20 protein-coding genes are annotated in these 19,357 nt (G+C 36.4%); 8 read left to right on the top strand and 12 right to left on the bottom strand.

Annotation, left to right across the window (positions count from 1 at the left end; genetic code table 11):
* Positions 1–75 precede the first annotated feature (75 nt).
* Positions 76–1,611: a S10 family peptidase gene (locus tag LX80_RS11775; RefSeq protein ID WP_111296693.1), complete on the bottom strand. Its 1,536-nt coding sequence runs from the start codon at positions 1,609–1,611 to the stop codon at positions 76–78.
* A gap of 152 nt (positions 1,612–1,763) precedes the next feature.
* The gene (locus LX80_RS11770; protein ID WP_111296691.1) at positions 1,764–2,420 is read right to left on the bottom strand and encodes a DsbA family protein; all 657 of its coding nucleotides are present in this window, start codon (positions 2,418–2,420) and stop codon (positions 1,764–1,766) included.
* A 156-nt stretch (positions 2,421–2,576) separates the two neighbouring features.
* Between LX80_RS11770 and LX80_RS11765 the strand changes: the two genes are divergently transcribed.
* The 5 genes from LX80_RS11765 to LX80_RS11745 all read left to right on the top strand — a co-directional run bounded on the left by LX80_RS11765 (position 2,577) and on the right by LX80_RS11745 (position 6,776).
* Positions 2,577–3,335 (top strand): SDR family NAD(P)-dependent oxidoreductase, encoded by a 759-nt coding sequence (locus tag LX80_RS11765; RefSeq protein ID WP_111296689.1) that lies wholly within the window; start codon positions 2,577–2,579, stop codon positions 3,333–3,335.
* A 159-nt stretch (positions 3,336–3,494) separates the two neighbouring features.
* Positions 3,495–4,169 carry an SDR family NAD(P)-dependent oxidoreductase gene (locus tag LX80_RS11760; protein WP_111296687.1) on the top strand — a complete coding sequence of 225 codons (675 nt, stop codon included), beginning with the start codon at positions 3,495–3,497 and terminating at the stop codon, positions 4,167–4,169.
* Between the two features lie 93 nt (positions 4,170–4,262).
* On the top strand, positions 4,263–4,883 hold the full coding sequence (locus LX80_RS11755; RefSeq protein ID WP_111296685.1) for a class I SAM-dependent methyltransferase: 621 nt from the start codon (positions 4,263–4,265) through the stop codon (positions 4,881–4,883).
* Between the two features lie 201 nt (positions 4,884–5,084).
* Positions 5,085–6,302, top strand: coding sequence for a DegT/DnrJ/EryC1/StrS family aminotransferase (locus tag LX80_RS11750; protein ID WP_111296684.1), 1,218 nt, complete (start codon positions 5,085–5,087; stop codon positions 6,300–6,302).
* An 18-nt stretch (positions 6,303–6,320) separates the two neighbouring features.
* Positions 6,321–6,776, top strand: coding sequence for a hypothetical protein (locus tag LX80_RS11745; protein ID WP_111296682.1), 456 nt, complete (start codon positions 6,321–6,323; stop codon positions 6,774–6,776).
* Here LX80_RS11745 and LX80_RS11740 read toward each other — a convergent pair.
* Positions 6,763–7,098, bottom strand: a complete 336-nt coding sequence (locus tag LX80_RS11740) for a hypothetical protein (protein WP_111296680.1) — start codon at positions 7,096–7,098, stop codon at positions 6,763–6,765. The two genes, LX80_RS11745 and LX80_RS11740, sit on opposite strands and share 14 nt — an antisense overlap.
* Positions 7,099–7,207: 109 nt before the next feature.
* On the opposite strand from LX80_RS11740, the gene rpoN reads away from it, so the two are divergent.
* Together rpoN and LX80_RS11730 are read left to right on the top strand one after the other, a co-directional pair.
* Positions 7,208–8,698 (top strand): RNA polymerase factor sigma-54, encoded by a 1,491-nt coding sequence (gene rpoN / locus LX80_RS11735; RefSeq protein WP_211307761.1) that lies wholly within the window; start codon positions 7,208–7,210, stop codon positions 8,696–8,698.
* A 1-nt stretch (position 8,699) separates the two neighbouring features.
* Positions 8,700–9,365, top strand: coding sequence for a hypothetical protein (locus LX80_RS11730; protein ID WP_111296676.1), 666 nt, complete (start codon positions 8,700–8,702; stop codon positions 9,363–9,365).
* A 70-nt stretch (positions 9,366–9,435) separates the two neighbouring features.
* Here the strand turns inward: LX80_RS11730 and LX80_RS11725 are convergent, their stop codons facing one another.
* The 9 genes from LX80_RS11725 to LX80_RS11685 all read right to left on the bottom strand — a co-directional run bounded on the left by LX80_RS11725 (position 9,436) and on the right by LX80_RS11685 (position 16,905).
* Positions 9,436–9,891, bottom strand: coding sequence for an OsmC family protein (locus LX80_RS11725; protein ID WP_211307760.1), 456 nt, complete (start codon positions 9,889–9,891; stop codon positions 9,436–9,438).
* A 177-nt stretch (positions 9,892–10,068) separates the two neighbouring features.
* Entirely contained in the window at positions 10,069–10,968 is a 900-nt protein-coding gene (locus LX80_RS11720; RefSeq protein ID WP_111296673.1) for a cation diffusion facilitator family transporter, read from the bottom strand.
* 117 nt (positions 10,969–11,085) lie between these two features.
* The gene (locus LX80_RS11715) at positions 11,086–11,826 is read right to left on the bottom strand and encodes an SDR family NAD(P)-dependent oxidoreductase (protein ID WP_245898053.1); all 741 of its coding nucleotides are present in this window, start codon (positions 11,824–11,826) and stop codon (positions 11,086–11,088) included.
* A gap of 82 nt (positions 11,827–11,908) precedes the next feature.
* Positions 11,909–12,358 (bottom strand): DinB family protein, encoded by a 450-nt coding sequence (locus LX80_RS11710; protein ID WP_111296670.1) that lies wholly within the window; start codon positions 12,356–12,358, stop codon positions 11,909–11,911.
* A gap of 10 nt (positions 12,359–12,368) precedes the next feature.
* Complete coding sequence (locus LX80_RS11705) at positions 12,369–13,343, bottom strand: permease (RefSeq protein WP_111296668.1); 975 nt, start codon at positions 13,341–13,343, stop codon at positions 12,369–12,371.
* A gap of 215 nt (positions 13,344–13,558) precedes the next feature.
* Positions 13,559–13,819, bottom strand: a complete 261-nt coding sequence (locus tag LX80_RS14590; RefSeq protein WP_211307759.1) for a rhodanese-like domain-containing protein — start codon at positions 13,817–13,819, stop codon at positions 13,559–13,561.
* Between the two features lie 6 nt (positions 13,820–13,825).
* Positions 13,826–14,065: a thioredoxin family protein gene (locus tag LX80_RS11695; RefSeq protein WP_111296666.1), complete on the bottom strand. Its 240-nt coding sequence runs from the start codon at positions 14,063–14,065 to the stop codon at positions 13,826–13,828.
* A 47-nt stretch (positions 14,066–14,112) separates the two neighbouring features.
* Positions 14,113–14,418: an ArsR/SmtB family transcription factor gene (locus tag LX80_RS11690; RefSeq protein WP_111296798.1), complete on the bottom strand. Its 306-nt coding sequence runs from the start codon at positions 14,416–14,418 to the stop codon at positions 14,113–14,115.
* A 135-nt stretch (positions 14,419–14,553) separates the two neighbouring features.
* Complete coding sequence (locus LX80_RS11685; protein WP_111296664.1) at positions 14,554–16,905, bottom strand: efflux RND transporter permease subunit; 2,352 nt, start codon at positions 16,903–16,905, stop codon at positions 14,554–14,556.
* A gap of 176 nt (positions 16,906–17,081) precedes the next feature.
* On the opposite strand from LX80_RS11685, the gene LX80_RS14505 reads away from it, so the two are divergent.
* The coding region (locus LX80_RS14505) for an Ig-like domain-containing protein (protein ID WP_170120451.1) at positions 17,082–19,357 on the top strand (2,276 nt) is incomplete at its 3' end.

The raw sequence follows: 19,357 nt of genomic DNA, 5'->3' as shown, positions 1-19,357 counted from the left end.
GTTAATATTTAACTAATTAAGTTAGTATAAAATAAAACCGGTGCACTTTTGGCACCGGTTTTAAAGATGGGTTTGTTAAGGATTTGTGCTGTTTATAAAATCAACAATATCTTTTCTAAAAGTTACCAATGACGCTGGGTGGATATACATCATATGGCCTGCATCAAAATATTTCATACTAATATTCTTTTGAATAGCAGGTTCCAATCCTAAATGGTCCATAGTGTATTCAGTACCATAAAATGGTGTAGCCAAATCATAGTAACCATTAAACACTAAAACTTTTAAATTTGGATTTTTGCTCATGGCATTGGCTAAGTCAGGCGCAGTGGTGGGTGGATATACACCTTCGCCCCACATGCCGCCTTTGCGTTGCCAGTCCCAATGAAATCCTTCCGCATTGTAAGCAGAAATGTGATAATACATATTTTTATTCACTTTCAATTCACCATACAAGTAATTTAAGAATGCTGCTGTATAGGCAGGAGTAATGGCTGTACTTTGCGGATCGAACTCGGCATTTTCGCTTAATAAATTTTGATTAATTCCGGTAAAGCGACTGTCTAATCGGCCAACGGTTAGGTGTTGGTCGCGCAGCAGTTCTTGTGTAAACTGAGGTTCATTTACTCTTAAATTCGCTTTTAAAATATACTCTTTACTTAAACCGGTATATGCTGCCAGTTTTTCAGCAACGGCATTTTTTGTAGCGGCATCAATTTTATCGCCCAACATTAATGCAGTTGTATAGGTGCCTTTGGCATAATTTGTAACTTCATTAATAAAGGCTTTAAAGTCGGCTGGTTGATTGGGTAACTTTTTATGAAAGTATGCTGTAGCAGCATAAGTAGGTAAATACATTACGTAGGATATATCATCACCTGCACCAAAAGTAAGTTGACGCAAGTCTAATACTGAAGAAACCAATACAACGCCATTCACAGCAATGCCCAACCGTTGTTGCAAATAATTCACAACACCGGCTGAACGCATGGTGCCATAACTTTCACCTAATAAATATTTGGGCGAATTCCAACGATCGTTTTCCGTAATGTATTCTTTAATGAAATTGCTGATAGAGCGAAGGTCTTGGTCAACACCCCAAAAATCTTTGTTTTGTGCTTTGCCAATGGCATGGCTAAAACCTGTACCAACAGGGTCTATCATTACAATATCGGTAACATCTAATATAGAATTTTGATTGTCTTCAACTTTGTAAGGGGGTGGGGTAGGTCCGGATAAATCATTCACCGCAACACGGCGAGGCCCTAATGCACCCATATGTAACCATAATGAAGAAGAGCCGGGGCCACCGTTATATCCAAATAAAACCGGGCGTTTACTTAAATCTGTAACACCATCTTTTGTATATGCTACATAACCAAAACTGGCAATGGGTTCACCTTTTTCATTATTTAAAATAAGTGTACCTGCAGTGGCAGTATAATTAATGGTTTTTCCGGCAATTACTATGCTATGGCGTGTAACTGATACAACAGGTTTAGCAATAGTGGTATCCATTGCAGGTTTAGGAGGGGTTGGTGGTGTAGGTTGTGCAATAATGCCTACATTCATACCTACTAATAAAATAGGCAATAAGTACATTTTCTTCATGTGATTTTATTTTAATGAACAATAATGCATGTTGAAAAAACTAAATGGGCTTGCGTAGCCCGAAAAAATTGAATATGCTGATATATTCAATCAGAACGAAAGTTAAAGAATTAAGGTCTTTTGTTTTAATAGTTTTTTATTAATGGTAGCAATTAGGGTAGTATTTGTACCTCTTTTAATACATTTTTAATGCGTTGGCGAAGTGTTGCTTCATCGGTAAATCCTTTTGCCAACAAATATAATTTGCTTTCTGAGGTTTGTAATAAAAGCGCAGGATATCCTGTAACCTTTAATTGTTTGCACAGCGCAAACTCATAGTAGGCCTTTTCTTTGTAAGTTTCTTCATGCAGTTTTCGGTAAAATTCTTCTTCGGGAATTTGATATTGATGTAATAAATGCCGATAGGCTTCATCATCTGTTAAGTCGCGCCCTTCAAAATTTAAGGCATATTGCAAATCGCCGGCAAACTGCAATTGTTTTTCGGGGAAATATTCTTTTAAAATACAAAGTGCTATAGCCGGCTTTTCGGAATTAGGGAACCAATCGCTTAACTCCGGATGAAAAATATGCCACAAATAATCTTCGCCAAAAGTTATTCCGGTAGTGTTTTCAACAGTTTTGTAGGCTTGTTGAATGTACGGAGCCATTACGCCAATAGGGGTGGGTTGTTCCGGTAAAATCATACCGCCACTTAAAACCTCAACACTAAAATGATTTGAAAATTCAGTAGCAACTTTTTTTAACACCGGGCTGAATCCGTAGCACCATCCACAATAGGCATCGTAACAATAAATAAGAATAGGTTGCATATGATATGATTGCAAGTAAAAATTGCAGCAAATTACTTCATTATTAACTATGTTGTGTTTATTGTTTCGTAAGTTGAAAACATTTTAACAAAATAACATTTGTGTAATTCGCTTTATCTTTTTTTATGCCTAATTTTAAAATTTGAAAGCAAGTATATGGCACGCATATTCATTACCGGCTCAGCCGACGGATTAGGTTTTTTGGCTGCAAAACAATTGATAAACTTAGGGCATAACGTTGTACTGCATGCACGTAATACAACCAGGGCTGAACAATTAAAAGCCAAATTACCTGAGGCTGCTAATGTTTTAATAGCCGATTTTTCTGACATACATGCTATTCATTCATTGGCCAATGCAGCAAATGAAGTAGGAGTTTTTGATGCCGTTATTCATAATGCAGGCATATATAATTCTACCAACCATTATAAAGGGGAGTTACCTGAGTTATTTTTGGTGAACAGTTTAGCGCCTTATATTTTAACGGCATTAATGCATGTACCTAAAAGATTAATTTATGTAAGTTCCATAATGCATTTGCAGGGCAATCCCAACATGGATGCATTAATGAAAAATATTCAACATCATCACATATCTTATTCCGATACCAAATTGCATAACTTAATTTTATCAATGGCAATTAGCCGACTATGGCCCAAGGTTTACACCAATGCCTTGCATCCGGGGTGGGTACCTACTAAAATGGGCGGTGCCGGTGCGCCGGATGATTTGCAAAAAGGTTATGAAACACAGGTTTGGCTGGCAGTAAGCAATGAAGCAGCAGCATTGGTGCGCGGACAATATTTTTATCATCAACAACCGGCGCAATATTTGCCGGCTGCGAATGATTTATTAGTGCAAGAAAAATTTTTACAAATTTGTGAGCGGCTTTCCGGGGTTACACTGCCCATGTAACAAAAATGTTTTGACTGAAATAATAAAGGCATTTATAACACTTGGTTTTGATTATTAATAAACATAATTTTATAATATTATAAGTGCTATTTGGGAGAATGTTTGCAACTACTTTCAATTCTAATAAAAATTATCATTCATTTTTAAAACCATTTTATAATGTCTCAGCCAACAATAGTAGTAACCGGAGCAGCCGGTAATTTGGGTAAAGCAGTAGTACAAAAATTTGCTACTGAGGCATACAAGGTATATGCGTTAGTGCATTCAATATCTCAAATAGATGCTTGGAAAAATTTATCGGTTACGCAATTGCCAACCGATTTGTTAAATGAACAACATTGTGAAACCAGTATTCAGGCAATTATTGCTGAAACACAAAATATTGATGTAGCGGTACTAACGGCGGGTGGGTTTGTAATGGGCACTATTGCTGAAACTGATTTGAACAAAATGCAACAACAACTTGCGCTGAATTTTGAAACAGCTTACAACATTGCCCGCCCGGTTTTTTTACAAATGTTAAAGCAAAAGAAAGGACATTTGTTTTTAACAGGTTCAAAAGCGGGGTTAAATACACAGCATGCCAAAGGGGTAACCGCTTACGGTTTGTCCAAGTCACTATTATTTAGGTTAGCAGAAATAATGCAAGCAGAGGCAAATGGAACGCAGGTACAAATTCACGTAATTGTACCCAATATTATTGACACTCCACAAAACAGGGCTGCTATGCCGAATGCCGATTTTTCAAAATGGACATTGCCCGAAACCATTGCCGATAAAATCTATGCCATTGTTCATTCAAATAGCATGGAGCCTATGGTAATGATGGTTTAAAAAAGCCAAAAGAAATTTTTTTCATGTTGGGCTACAATGTTAATTGTAACTTTTATTACAAAATGACTAACTTAAGTATATCAATTTTGTACTATGGAAAATACTTTACAACAACATTGGGAACAGGTGTATAGTACCAAACAACCACATGAGGTAAGTTGGACTCAGGAAATACCCACTACCTCATTACAGTTTATACATACATTTCAACTACCCAAAACCGCAAAAATTATTGATATTGGCGGTGGTGACAGTAAACTGGTTGATTATTTATTGCAAGAAGGTTTTGAAAATATTACCGTTTTAGATATTTCGGCCACTGCTTTGGAAAAAGCCAAAAAAAGGTTGGGTGCAAAGGCCGATAAAGTGAAATGGATTGTAAGTGATATTAATAATTTTGAACCTACCGAAACTTATGATGTTTGGCACGATAGAGCAACTTTTCATTTTTTAACAACTGCTGAACAAGTGCATGCTTATTTGGAAAAAGCACGAAAGGCAGTAAGTAATTATTTAACCATTGGTACTTTTTCGGATAAAGGACCTGATAAATGCAGTGGGTTGCCCGTACACAAGTATAGTGAGGATGAATTAACGAATGAATTGCAAATGGGGTTTGCGAAAATCCGTTGTATTACAGAAGACCATATAACACCGTTTCATACGGTTCAAAATTTTTTGTTTTGTAGTTTTAAAAAGAAAGATGTAGCTTAAAAAGTATTAAAGTGCATATTAAATACTTTATAAATTTTTAGCATTTTAAATTAATTTACTCTAATCTTCTATAGGTACAGAAATTTGATTGGGATAGAAGCTATTTTGTGTGCAATAAAAGGTTCATGATACAAAATGATGCATCCCGCAATATTTTGCTAATTTTGCCACCTACTCTTTTTAATTTTTAAAAATAACAATATGCCCGGTTTTGAATTATTTGGCGAAGAAGAAAAAAAACAAGTGAATGAGGTACTGGAAACCGGTATCTTAATGCGTTATGGTTTTGATGGAGCACGTAAAGGTATTTGGAAGGCAAAAGAATTAGAAACGGCCATTACCCAAACTTTTGGCTGTAAATATGCACAATTAACGAGTAGTGGAACAGCTGCATTAACTACCGCAATGGCTGCATTAAGTATAGGTGTAGGCGATGAGGTAATTATGCCAACTTTTACTTTTGTTGCCAGTTTTGAAGCAGTATTAAGTGTAGGTGCAATTCCGGTATTGGTAGATGTAGATGAAACATTAACGCTGAATCCTGCTGCTGTTGAGGCTGCCATTACACCTGCCACCAAATGTGTAATGCCGGTGCATATGTGTGGCAGCATGGCCGATTTAGATGCTTTGAAAGAAATATGCAAAAAACATCATTTAATTTTATTGGAAGATGCCTGCCAAAGTATTGGCGGAACTTATAAAGGAAAAGCATTAGGTACCATTGGCGATGCAGGTACATTTTCATTTGATTTTGTAAAAACCATTACCTGTGCCGAAGGAGGTGTGGTAATGACCAATAGTGAGTCAACCTATGAAAAATGTGATGGATATACCGATCATGGTCACGACCACAAAGGTGTTGATCGTGGTGCAGATGAGCATCCGTTTTTAGGTTATAACTTTCGCATTAGTGAATTACATGCTGCCGTAGGATTAGCGCAGATTAAAAAACTGCCGCAGTTCTTAGCCATACAACGCAGTAATCATGCGCAACTAAAAAGTATTTTAGAAAAAGTTCCGGCTGTAAGTTTCAGATCAATACCAGATCCTTCAGGAGATAGCTGTACTTTTTTAAGTTGGTTTTTGCCAACTGAGAATATTACTCGTGCCGTTGTTGCTGAAATGAAGGCCCAAGGCATATTGGCGGGTAATTTTTATTGGTTTGATAATAATTGGCACTACATACGCAAATGGTATCATTTAAAAAACGGTGTAGCCTTGAATGCGCTAAATACTGCACAGCAAGTGGCTTTGCAAAAAATTCAATCACAAAACTTTGCGGCCAGTGATGCTGTGATGAGTCGTTGCATTTCAACTTCAATCAGTTTGTTGTGGACACCTGAGCAAATTGCGGAAAAAGGCGCTAAAATGGTGGCCGCCATTGAAAAGGTTTTACAACAACAGGCTGTTCATGCATAAACAATAACAATTTTATTTATGGCACTTTATCCATATAAGGGCAGTGTTATGCCCGGTTGGCAACGCAAATTATTATATGCCATTATTCTATTAAATATTGCCTTTATTGCGTTTCAGATTGCGGTATATGTTCATGGGCACGACAAGCGAAGTATTTTCAATATGTTGTATGCCTTATTGTTGATAGGTTATTGTGTATTGCGATTAGTGAGTACCAAAAATCCACGACATTATTTATTGGTTGATAAGGAAGGCATTACCTGGCATTTTCCTTTTTTTAAAGCTGCGGAAACCTATAGTTGGTCGGGCATGAATGCCATTGAAATACAACCTAATACTTTGTTATTGACTTTACAAAATGGGCAGCAGGCAGCAATTGATTTACAGTTAGGGTATGAACCTCATCAAATTCAGCAAATTTTTGCAGCAGTTCAGCAACAAGCAAAAGCCAATGGTGTTGCTATTCGGCGTTAACAATGTTGGGTAACTTGCCTTCTAATTTATTTACATATTGATAACTACCCAACCTAAAGCGCAAGGGTATTTTGGTTTTTTGCTCCCACTTCCATTCTTCACGGCAAAAAAAGGGCAAATGTTGGGTGTAAAAATTGGGTTTAAGATGGTAAGGCATTGTGTGCAAAGTATCGGCAAAAGCTGCATTGTACTTCGTTTCTGAAGATTGTGCATGTGCATGCACAGCAGTAATTAACAGTAAATTGAGAAGTAAACCGAATACTTTCGTAACCATGTTGCCTGCATTGTTTGTAAATTTACCGCGATTTTGTGTAGGCTGCATGATTTGTTTAGCTGAACAGTGAACAAAACGTTGCAGTGTGCGACGCAACCGGTGCTAAATAGCATTGCTGCAGCCGGTAACATAAAAAAATTTTGAGGAAGCAACAATTATGGCATTAAGTCAGGGTTTACAGCAAAAGCTATTACAAAAATTATCGCCCCAACAAATTCAGTTAATGAAGTTGTTGCAGGTACCTACCGCATATTTGGAAGATAGAATTAAGGAAGAAATGGAAGAAAATCCGGCACTTGAAATGGAGGAGCATGAACATGAAGAGGGTATGGAACCGGAAATGATAGATGAATTTGATAGCAGTGGAGAAGAAGATTTTGATAAAGATGGCAGTGAGGATGAATATGAGAATTTAGATTTAAGTGAATATGTGGCAGATGAAGATGGGGAGATTGCTGATTACAAAATGCGCGATGAAAATTATCCGGAATTGGATGATGCCAAAGTAATTCCCATTAAAAGTGAAACCAGTTTTTATGAATTACTGGTGCAACAATTGGGTTTATTGCATTTAGATGAGCGGCAATATAAAATTGCGGAACAAATTATTGGCAGTTTAGATGATGATGGTTATTTGCGACGCGAAATATCATCGGTAGTAGATGATTTGGCCTTTAGGCAAAATATTGATACCAATGAAAAAGAAGTAGAAGCATTAATAAAAAAAATTCAGCAGTTTGATCCACCCGGTGTGGCTGCACGCAATTTGCAGGAATGTTTATTACTGCAATTGGAAAGAAAAAAACATGAGGGACATTCCGTTGAATTGGCTATTGAAATTTTACAAAAATATTTTGATGAGTTTACGAAGAAGCATTACGAAAAAATTCAGCGCGGCATGAACTTGTCTGATGAGGAATTAAAGGAAGTAATACAACAGATTATAAAACTTAATCCGAAACCCGGTGGTGATGCCGGCGAAACCAATAAAGCGGATACGTATATAGTGCCCGATTTTTTTATTTTTAACAATGCCGGAAGACTTGAATTAAGTTTGAATAATAAAAATGCACCCGATTTGCGTATTAGCGACACCTACCGCGAAATGATGCGTGAATATGAGCGGGGCAGTAAAAAGGATAAACGCCAAAAAGAAGCTGTTTTATTTATTAAACAAAAAATTGATTCGGCAAAATGGTTTATTGATATGATAAAACAGCGCCAGCAAACTTTAATGGTTACCATGGAAGCCATTATGAACCACCAGAAAGAGTTTTTTTTAACGGGCGATGAAACCAATTTAAAGCCCATGATTTTAAAAGATATTGCCGAAAAAACCGGATTAGATATTTCAACTGTAAGTAGGGTTGCCAACAGCAAATTTGTGCAAACAGAATTTGGTACTTACCGTTTAAAATACTTTTTTAGTGAAAGCTTGAGTACCGACAGTGGTGAAGAAGTAAGTACACGTGAGGTTAAAAAAATACTGAGCGATTTAATTGAAGGGGAAGAAAAGCGTAAGCCTTTAAGTGATGAACAATTAACTGATTTATTAAACCAAAAAGGCTATAATATAGCCCGACGAACTGTTGCTAAATACCGCGAACAATTGAATATACCGGTAGCGCGTTTGCGTAAACAATTATAATATGATGGCAGAAAATAGTGAACAACAATATACTTCCGCTAAAAATTTATGGTTGGTTTTGCCGGCTAAGTTTTTATCGTATTTGTTTCATCCGTTATTTATACCCACTTATTTTTTTCTTTTTTTGGTGTATCGCTTTCCTTTTTTGTTTACCGATATTACGGTTTATCAACTTAAGTTGAAGGTGTTTAGTGTATTTTGGATGACGGCTTTTTTTCCGGCCTTTGGTGTGTTTTTGTTATACAAATTAAAGTTTATTCAAAGTATTTATTTGCGAACAGCCAAGGAACGCATTGCGCCCTACATGATTACCATGTTTTTTTATTGGTGGATGTATTACTTAAGTAAAAACATGAGTAACCAGCCCGATGCATTGCAGTATTTTTATTTCGGGATTTTTATTTCTACATCAATAGGTTTGGTAATTAATAATTTTATAAAAATCAGCTTACATGGTATTGCAATGGGCAGCTTGTTGGCTGCCATGATTTTATTATCGTTTTATTATCATGCACCTATGGGTATGGCTATAAGTATTACAGCCATACTTACCGGTTTGGTAAGCACCGGCCGTTTATTGTTGAATGAACATACTAATCAGGAAATTTATGCAGGGTTATTATTGGGTATTGCCTGCCAGTTAATTGGTTATTTTTTTGTAATGTAATAACCGGCCTTTATTAGTATTTTGGTTCAATCATTTTTATAGGCTAATGCTGAGGTTTATTTTAGGTTTGTTAGCTTGCAGCTTGAACAATAATTTTGGGAATCATTGTAATTTTTGATTTTACGGAATTAGAAATTAAGCAAGCGGCTTCAGACTTTTGTAAAACTCGTTCTGCACGCTCTCTGTCTTTTTCTTCTTCAATAATAAGGGTAGGTTCCAGCAGCACTTCACTCATCATGAATTTGCCGTCAACTTGTTCTAATTTTCCTTTTGAACTGCAACTAAAATGCGTGTACGTTAGTTTGGAATTTTCGGCAATAGCCAAAAAGGTAGTCATTAAACAACTGCTTACTGCAGCGGTAAACAAATGTTCGGGCGACCAAATGCCGGGCATTCCTTTGGGAAAGTCTGGTGGAGTAGCTACTTCAATACAACTGCCTGATGCATTATTTAATTCGGGTGAACACATAATTCCTTTGCGTTCTGAATTCCAGGTTACGTCAACTTGATAAAAATGTGGTTCCATGATGATAAATTTTAGTTGAATTGAATATGCAATGATTTGCTATAAAGTTTTGAAACTTTAGATGGGCGTTGCTGATTGCATATTGATTGTCAGCTTATTTTTTAATTGGTTGTTTGCTGTATTAATGGTTGTTAATAAAAACATTCGAATAATCGTTGAGCTTTTTTTCGTTCAATTTTAAATTTCTTCTTCACATTCATCACAGTCCATTTCAAATTCCAATGTGCTGTGTTGAATGTTGGCATGTTCTAACAAGTGCTTAATATTTTGCTTGATATTGGTAATAGTATTTATGTTGGTATTGTTTGCTACTACAATATGCGCTGTTAGGGCATTGTAAGTGGTACTAATAGCCCATACATGCAAATGATGAACACTGATTACACCGGGTACTGCTTCCATTTGCTTTTGTAGGTCTGCAACGTGAATGCCTTTCGGTACGGCATCAATACTTAAATTAAAGCTATCTCTCAGTAAATCGAGTGTGCTAAATAAAATTACAATGGCAATGGCAATACCTAAGGCTGCATCTAACCAATACCAATGCGTGAACATAATTACAATACCTGCAATTACCACACCTAATGAAACAATTGCATCGGCAGCCATATGTAAATAAGCGCCTTTTACGTTTAAATCTTTTTCTTTATCTTTTAGAAAAAGCAAAGCGGTGGCAGCGTTTATAAAAATGCCAATGGCAGCAACAATGGCCATATTTTCACCATTGGTTTTTTCGGGTGTTTTAAAACGAGTAATACTTTCCCAAATAATAGCTACAATACCAATTAACAGTATTATGGCATTGAGTAAGGAAACTTGTACTGAGGTTTTTCTATATCCATAAGTGAAATTTTCAGTTGCTTTTGACTTGGAAAGTTTAAATGCCAGCATGGCTAATAATAAACTGGCCACATCGCTTAGATTGTGTCCTGCATCGGAAAGTAAAGCCATAGAGTTGTAATAAAACCCTGAAATGACTTCTATAATAACAAATACCGTGTTTAATATGATGCCAATAATAAATGCCCTGTTTAAATTGCTAAGGCTGGGTGTGTGTTCATGATGATGGTCGTGCATGTAACTTTTTTTAGCAAAACCGGCAAATAGTACCGTAGCATAAATTTCGTAATTTATTTTGTATGTTAAAATTATTTTATTTATGCAACAGCGTTTCGTTTTAATTTTTGCAAGTATTTATCTTGCTAAATAACCTCCATCAATGGCATAATAACTGCCGGTAACAAAAGAAGCCGCATCACTGGCCAGCCATTCAATTAAAGCGGCCACTTCTTCGCTTTTACCTAATCGGCCAATAGGGTGTAATGCTATAATTTGTTGTTTTAACGAGGCATCAAGGCCATTTAATAAAGGTGTATCAATAAAGCCTGGGCCAACTGCATTGATACGAATATTTTTTGCGGCATATTCCAAAGCGGCGGTTTGTGTTAAGCCTATTATGCCATGTTTTGCAGCTGTGTAGGCTGCTGCATTTGCAAAACCCACAGAGCCAAGTATGGAAGAAATATTTACAATACTTCCTCCACCGGTATTTAGCATGGCTTGAATTTGGTATTTCATGCCAAAGAAAATGCTGTTTAAATTAATGTTAATTACTTTCAGCCATCCTTCAATACTCATGTCTGCTACTGCATTACTTTCACCACCAATACCTGCATTATTCACTGCAATATGTAAAGCACCAAAGTTTTTTACTGTTTCAATTATTAATGCTTCCATTTCGGAAGCATTTCCAACATCTGCTTTAATAAATAGGGCCTTGCCACCGTTGCTGTTTATAGAATCTGCCAAGGCTTTACCTTCAACTTCCTGAATATCGGATATTACTACTTTTGCCCCTTGTTTAGCAAGTAATTCTGCGGTGGCTTTGCCAATACCGGATGCTGCACCGGTAACAACGGCAACTTTATTATTCATGGTCATTGTTTTCAATTTTAAGTGAAATTAAAATGTTGGTAACAATTCAAAAATGACCAATGTCATTATATAACACTTCTTACTAAGCGTATTTTAAAATAATGGCAAGTTGTCCGGCATGATAGGCGGTATGAGATATTATTCTGCCCAATGCCTCTGCTTTGGTTTTGGTGCCAAATTCTTTTGTTGTAATTGATTCTTCCCAGGCTGTATCAGGTTGTTGTTCAATGACTGATTTTAACCCGTTGAATGCTTCTTCCTGAAATTGGATTAATGCACTTAAATTCGTCCATTCACCGGTATCGTGTTGTGCAATGATTGTTTTTGCATGAACATTAATGTTTGTTGCACCAAATACATTTTTGGCAAACAATAATTCTACTTCTGCAATATGCCTTATTAAGAATCCTACACTGTTTTGCGTGCCTATCAGTTTTTTTGAAAGTGTTGTTTCGTCAATTTTCAATAATAAATTCGTGAATCTTGTTCTCGCTTCTAACCAGGTTGTTAACAAAGTTTCAGTTGTAGTCATAACTTTAGATTTATAAGATAATATTAAACAAGTATCCTGATAGAATCATGAAAAATGCAATGGTGCCAAAGTAAATCGCAATTAATTTCCAGTTCATTACTTTTTTCAATAACATAGCTTCGGGCAATGATAGTCCAATAACACCCATCATAAATGCAATGGCTGTTCCTAACGGTATGCCCTTTGCAACCAATACTTGTATAACCGGAATTACGCCGGCGGCATTACTGTACATGGGAACACCCATTATTACAGCTAAAGGTACTGCATACCATTGGCCTTTATTAATATAATGTTCAAAAAAACCGGTAGGTAAAAAGCCATGCATAGCCCCACCTATTCCAATGCCTATAATGATATAAATGGATACATTTTTTACAATGTTTAAAGCTTCTTTTAGTATGCCGGGAAATCTTTTCTTCAATGAAATATGTTCTACTTCTAAAACCTCCTCAGTGTGTGCATTTGCAATAATATTTTGAACCCAGGGTGTTAAATGTTTTTCTAATTTTAATTTTCCTAAAGTAAATCCGCCTATTATACCCAGAACAATTCCTGTGATTACATATAGTGCAGTTACTTTAAAGCCAAAAGCTCCGGCAAAAATGGCAATGGCTACTTCATTTACTAATGGTGCAGTAATTAAATAGGTGAATGTTATTCCTAAAGGAATGCCACCTTTTACAAAGCCAATGAATAGTGGAACCGAGGAACAGGAACAAAAGGGTGTAATTACTCCAAAGCTTGAAGCAAAAATATATTCCAACCCATAAAGTTTATTTCTACTTAAGTAATTACGAATTTTTTCAACCGGAAAATAGGCATTAACTATACCCATAATGGTGGTAATGATAAAAAGTAAAATGAAAATTTTCAATGTATCAAAAACAAAAAAATTCAATGATTCACCTAAGCGGCTGTTTGCCGGAATTGCAAACACAGTATAAATTAGCCAGTCTGCGAAATTCTGTAGCCAATCAAACATAAAATGCTTATTTATAAATTTTAGCAACAATTGTTGTTTGTGCTGTTATTGTTATTACAACATCCGCTATCACCTTGAGTAACGTCAATTATAATATCGCAACAGCCAGTTGCTTGTTCATTATTGATTATGCTTGCAGTGTTCCCTTTTACCGGAAATCCCTTTTGTACCCAACGTACAATGCCGTGTTGCATGTTTACCACCAGATTAGGATTTTATCCATGGTTAATTAGAAAGCCGGCTGCACGTAAACTGCGCCCTCCACTTTTGCATACCATCACCATTTCTTGGTTTTTCGGTAATTCCTGAAAGCGATCTTCAAATTCCGATAAAGGAATGTTGACAATATTGGGTACATCAAAAGCTAATAAGTCAACTTCTTCCTTTTCTCTGACATCTACTAATAAAGCACCCTCTTTTACCCATTTTTGTGTGGTAGTTGGGCAAATTTCTTTTACTAAATTTTGTGTTTCCATTTTCAGTTATTGCATTAGTAATTGTTTAATTTCATTTATGTCGGCAACGCGACCTTTTACAACTGTCACTTCATTAATCATTAATACAGGTGTTGTTAATACATTGTATTGCATCATGGTTTCTATGTCTTCTATTTTTTGCACTTCGGCATCAATACCGGTTTGTTTTATTGCTTCTAAAACATTGTTATAAGTGGTTTTACACTTTGGGCATCCGGGGCCTAAAACTTTGATGTTTGTTTTCATATACTGTTTGTTTTATCGTTTTTTTACGATTGGTTTGAATAAAAAAATTATGAGAAAAAGTTTGTGAAATATTGTTTTGCTTCCATCCAAGCTTCTTTATTTATGCAATATTTTATACGAGGGGGCATTACATTTCCTTGAATTAAACCGGCATCTTTTAATTCTTTCAAATGTTGCGATATGGTTGATTGCGCTAAAGGAATTTCTTCTGTAAACTCTCCCGTAAAGCAGCAAGCTTGTTGATCGAGAAACTTTAAAATTCTTATTCTAATAGGATGCGCTAGGGCCTTGGCATACCGGGCAATTTTTTCTTCCTGAATAGAATAATCAATAGGGGCGGCTGTTCTTTGCATATGTATTAAATAGTTCATCGCAAATTTACGATGAATATTTTTTGACTTTTTGTGATCATTGTCACATTGCTGCGAAATAGCAATGCAACCAATTGCAAGATGTGTGAAAGTAGGAAGTTTGGATAGTGTTATTGTCTATTTTATTGAGCTCAGTGTTGCTTCATTTTTCTTTTGGCTTTTTTTAGCCACGCTAATTAATAGTACCGGCAATAAAATAAGATTAGTTAAGGTACCCATTACCAAGGTAAATGAAGTTAACCAACCCAAAACTTGTGTGCCGCCAAAGTTGCTAAAACAAAAAATAACAAATCCGGCAATCAGCACCAATGAGGTATAAATAATACTTACACCGGTATAGCGAATGGTTTGAACAATAGTTTGCTTAACCTGGCCATTATAGTGAGGCAGTTCTTGCTTGTAATTAACCAGAAAACGAATGGTAACATCAATTACAATGCCCAGTGCAACGCTGAATACCAATACGGTTGAGGGTTTTAAAGGAATATTCAACCACCCCATTAATCCTGCAGTAATAACCAATGGAATAAGGTTAGGAATTAAAGAGCAAATTAAAATGCGCATTGATTTAAAAAGTAAAAACATGGCAAGCGCAATTAATAAAAATGCCCAAAAAATACTGTCTTTTAAACCATGAATAATAAAGCTGGAACCTTCTAAAAAGGTAACACTGCTTCCGGTAAAAGTAATTTTATAATCGGCTGTATCGAAAATTTTATCTGCTTTTTGTTGAAACTGATGAATGAGTTTTTGCAATTCAGTGCTACCTACATCTTTCATATTCACGCTAATACGAGCTTTTTCTTTATCGGCATCCATAAAACTATTCATTAGTTTACTAAAGCCCGATTTATTAGAAGTATCTGCCTTTGCACGTAAATAAGGTGCCAAAAAAATCATATCACTTTCATAGGGTACGGTATAGCTGGCACTATCACCATCAAAGTAAGCCTGCTTAGCAAATTTTAAACCTTGTACAATAGATAATGGTTTTGCCGTGTTGGGATTTTGTGCAATGTATTGCGAAAATTCATCTATTTTTTGCAAAGGCCGCGTTGAGCGCACCAAGCCCATTTTCTTTTTTGTATCTACAATAATCTCCAAGGGCATAATGCCTTTAAAATTGTTTTCAAACCATTTTAAGTCGGTATAAATTTTATCGTTTTTGGGAAGGTCATCCACAATATAACTTTCACTTTTCAATCGAAAGATACCTGCAATAGCAATAATGGTAACTACTATGGTTACACCATACACCCATTTAGCATGATATAATGCCCAACGTTCAATGTTTACTAATATTTTTTCCAATATTTTATTGTCTAAATAACGGATATGCCTTGCTTTAGGCTCAGGTAAATAACTTAAGACAATTGGGATAAAAATAAGTGAGATAAAAAACAGTAGCATGATGTTAATACCCGATACAACACCAAACTCTTTTAGTAGCTGGCTTTTGGTAAGGGCAAAAACTGCAAACCCGATGGCGGCGGCCAAATTGCAGAACAGGGTAACAATGCCCATACGGCCTATCATTTGTGTAAGCGCTTGTTCTTTGTTGCCCGTATCGCGGTAAGCCAAGTGATATTTGTTTAAAAAATAGATACAATTGGGTATTCCAATTACCACTATCAACGAAGGAATAAGTGCAGTAAGTAAAGTGATTTTATAGCCTACCAGCACCATGGTTCCTAAAGTACTAACCACACCAAAGCCCACCACCAACAAACTCATGATAGTGGTACTTATTGAACGAAAAAATAAAAACAAAGTAATGGCCGATAGTAGAAATGAACCGAAAATAAACCAGTTCATTTCCTGCTTAATGCGGTTACTCATTACAGTTCTAATATAGGGTAAGCCACTGATGTGAGCTTGAATGCCGGATTGCTGTTCGAACTGTTGAATTTTTTGCTGAATGCGTTGCATTAAAAAGGTACGTGCTTTGCTGTTTACGGTATCATTGTTTAATGTAACTGCCATTAAATAGGCATGCGTATCGGGGTTATACAGTAGATTTCGGTAAAAAGGTAAATTATTGAATTGATTAACTGCAACATTCAAACTGTCTTGTTGGGTGTAGGGATAGTGAAATATTTTTTGGGGAACCAGCGCTTCTGTAGCACTATCTTTTACTAAATTAAAAGCATCCGGAATACTTAATACATTTTGTACTGCGGAAATGGTTTTGAGTGATTTTCCCAAAGCTGCAACTGCATTGAAAACCTTAGTTGTGTAAAAAGCACTATCCTGAATGCCAATAACCATAACGCCGGCATCGCTTCCAAACGTTTTTAGGAAAGATTCATATTCCTGGTATTTTTTATTGTTAGTGGGTATGGCTTTGGTGAAATCATAACTCATTTGCACTTTGCTGGCCTGCCAACTCATAAAACCAATAAATAATAGCAAAGCCGCTAATAAAACAACCCTGTTTTTTATAATAAACTTACCTAAAGAATACCACATGATGCAGATTTAAAATTTTCCGGTTGTGCAAATAAATAAAATAAAATGCAGACTGGAGCTTGTAGTATAATATTTACATAGCATGTAGCCATACAAATACACTTTTATTAAAAAATAGAACTGATAAACTTTCGTTAAAAGTAGTTCGTAAATTAGTGCCACAATTCCAATTTTCTATGAAGAACCCAACTCGCATATTGCTATGGGTGTTATTCTCGATTGCCGGGTTTACCCAACAATTGCAAGCGCAAGGTTTGTGCAACAGCAGTGCACTTCAGCCTGTGTTCAAACAAGATTTTGGAACTGCCGCTTCTTCTACCGCAACTTCAAAAGCACCGCCCGGTTCAACCAATTATAATTATGGTAATGTAGGTACTGATGGAAATTATATTGTTACGCCCTATGTACAAAATGCCAATAAGAGTGATTGGGCCAAGGGGGGCGACCATACCGGCAACCCTAATGGCAACATGTTTTTAGTGAATGCAGGTGGAAATGATTCTATATATTTTAGAGACACCGTTAGAAATTTATGTGACGGCTCTATTTTTAATTTTTCTGCTTGGTTAGCTAATGTTAATTCGCCTAATACACAGTCAGTTTGCGGCAAAACATTGGTTTATGCAAGAGTAGTTTTTAAGGTTAAAGATTTAAATGGCAACCTGTTGGGAAAAGTAACTACTCCTAATCTTCCCTTATCGCCAGCTGCCGGACCCTTAAATTGGAATCAATATGGTTTTCAATTTGCGTTGCCATCAGGAATGAATTCATTAGTGCTGGAAATGGTAGATTATTATGGCGGTGGTGCACAATGTGGAAATGATTTGGCTTTGGATGATATTTTGTTTACGGCATGCACACCTAATGTTACTGCAAATATTACAACTGCTAATTCAGTGTGTGTAGGAAGCAAGGCTAATATTGTAGCTAACTTAGTTAATAATCCTTTCACTGCGCCTGCGTACCAATGGCAAAAAAGTACTGATAATGGAGTAACTTGGCAAAATGTGGGTGCGCCAACAGCTAATGCTTCCTTTACCATTAATAGTGTTCAAGTATCAGATAATGGTTTGTATCGTGTTTTAGTTGGTCCTAATGCCAATAGTTTAACCAGTGCTTCTTGTATTACGGCCTCTAATACCATTCAGCTTTCGGTACATCCATTGCCTACTGTAACGATACAATCAAATGGTCCAATTTGTGCAGGTAATACACTTAATTTAACTTCTACAGTTAATGGTGGCGTTACCGGAAATTATACTTATAGTTGGACAGGTGCAAATGGGTTTACTTCATCTTCTGCGAATCCCTCAATTGCAAATGCTACAGTTGCAGCATCAGGAAATTATCAACTTACACTAACAGATAATTATGGTTGTTCTAATACAGCCCAAGTCAACGCAACTGTTAATCCTTTACCGGTTGTAAATCCCATTACCGGGAATAATGGTGCTTGTGCAGGTACAACTGAACAACTCAGTAATAGTACCCCCGGTGGTGTATGGAGCAGTAGTAATACCGGTGTAGCAACAATTGATAATACCGGAAAAGTAACAGCTATAGCTGCAGGTAATACAACTATTAGTTATACAGTTACCAATCAGTATGGATGTAGTGTAACCGTAAACAAAAACTTTACTGTTAATAGTGTAAAATTGCCTCCAGCCATTACCGACTGTAATAATGGAACCATAAAATTTAGTGATGCGCCAAATGCTCCTGCTTATGGAAGCAACTCAGGAACCTATTTATGGACAGTTGCCGGAGGTAATACCAATTATGTTGCAGGGACAACCAATACTAGTGCATATCCTCAAATAAAATTTGATAATAATTCAATTGATACTGTTACTATTGCGTTCACAGCTAATAATATTACTTGTACAGCAACAACAGTACTCTATATTCGTTCAACCGCCCCTATTACAGGCGGTGCGGACACTCTATGTGTTGGTGCTACTGTTTCATTTGTAAATCCTGTACCGGGAGGTACTTGGTCATCTTCTAATACCAACGTTGCAACCATTAATCAATCAGGTTTGGTTACCGCCGTTGCAGCAGGTAATGCAATTTTAAATTATACGAATAGTTGCGGACAAACAGTAAGTAGAAATATTGTTGTGCAGGCAAAACCTATTGTAAGTCCTATAAATGCTTCAACTAATTCTGTATGTTTAGGAAATACTGTAACAGTTTCTACCACTTCAACAGGCGGATTCTGGACAAGCAGTAATACCAATGTTGCTACGATTGATAGTTTAAATGGAACTATTAAGTTGTTGCAGCCGGGCACTACTACTATTACTTATACCATACAAAATAAATGCGGGGTAGCAAGTCAGTCAGTTACCATCACCGTAAATGCATTACCAACCGTACAACCGATTAACACCAATGGTGGTCAAGTATGCGCCGGCAGCAGTTTAACTGTAAGCAATGCCACACCGGGTGG

It is taken from the genome of Hydrotalea sandarakina (assembly GCF_003254115.1).
Taxonomy (GTDB): domain Bacteria; phylum Bacteroidota; class Bacteroidia; order Chitinophagales; family Chitinophagaceae; genus Hydrotalea; species Hydrotalea sandarakina.
This window is presented reverse-complemented; position numbering and strand designations above follow the sequence as displayed.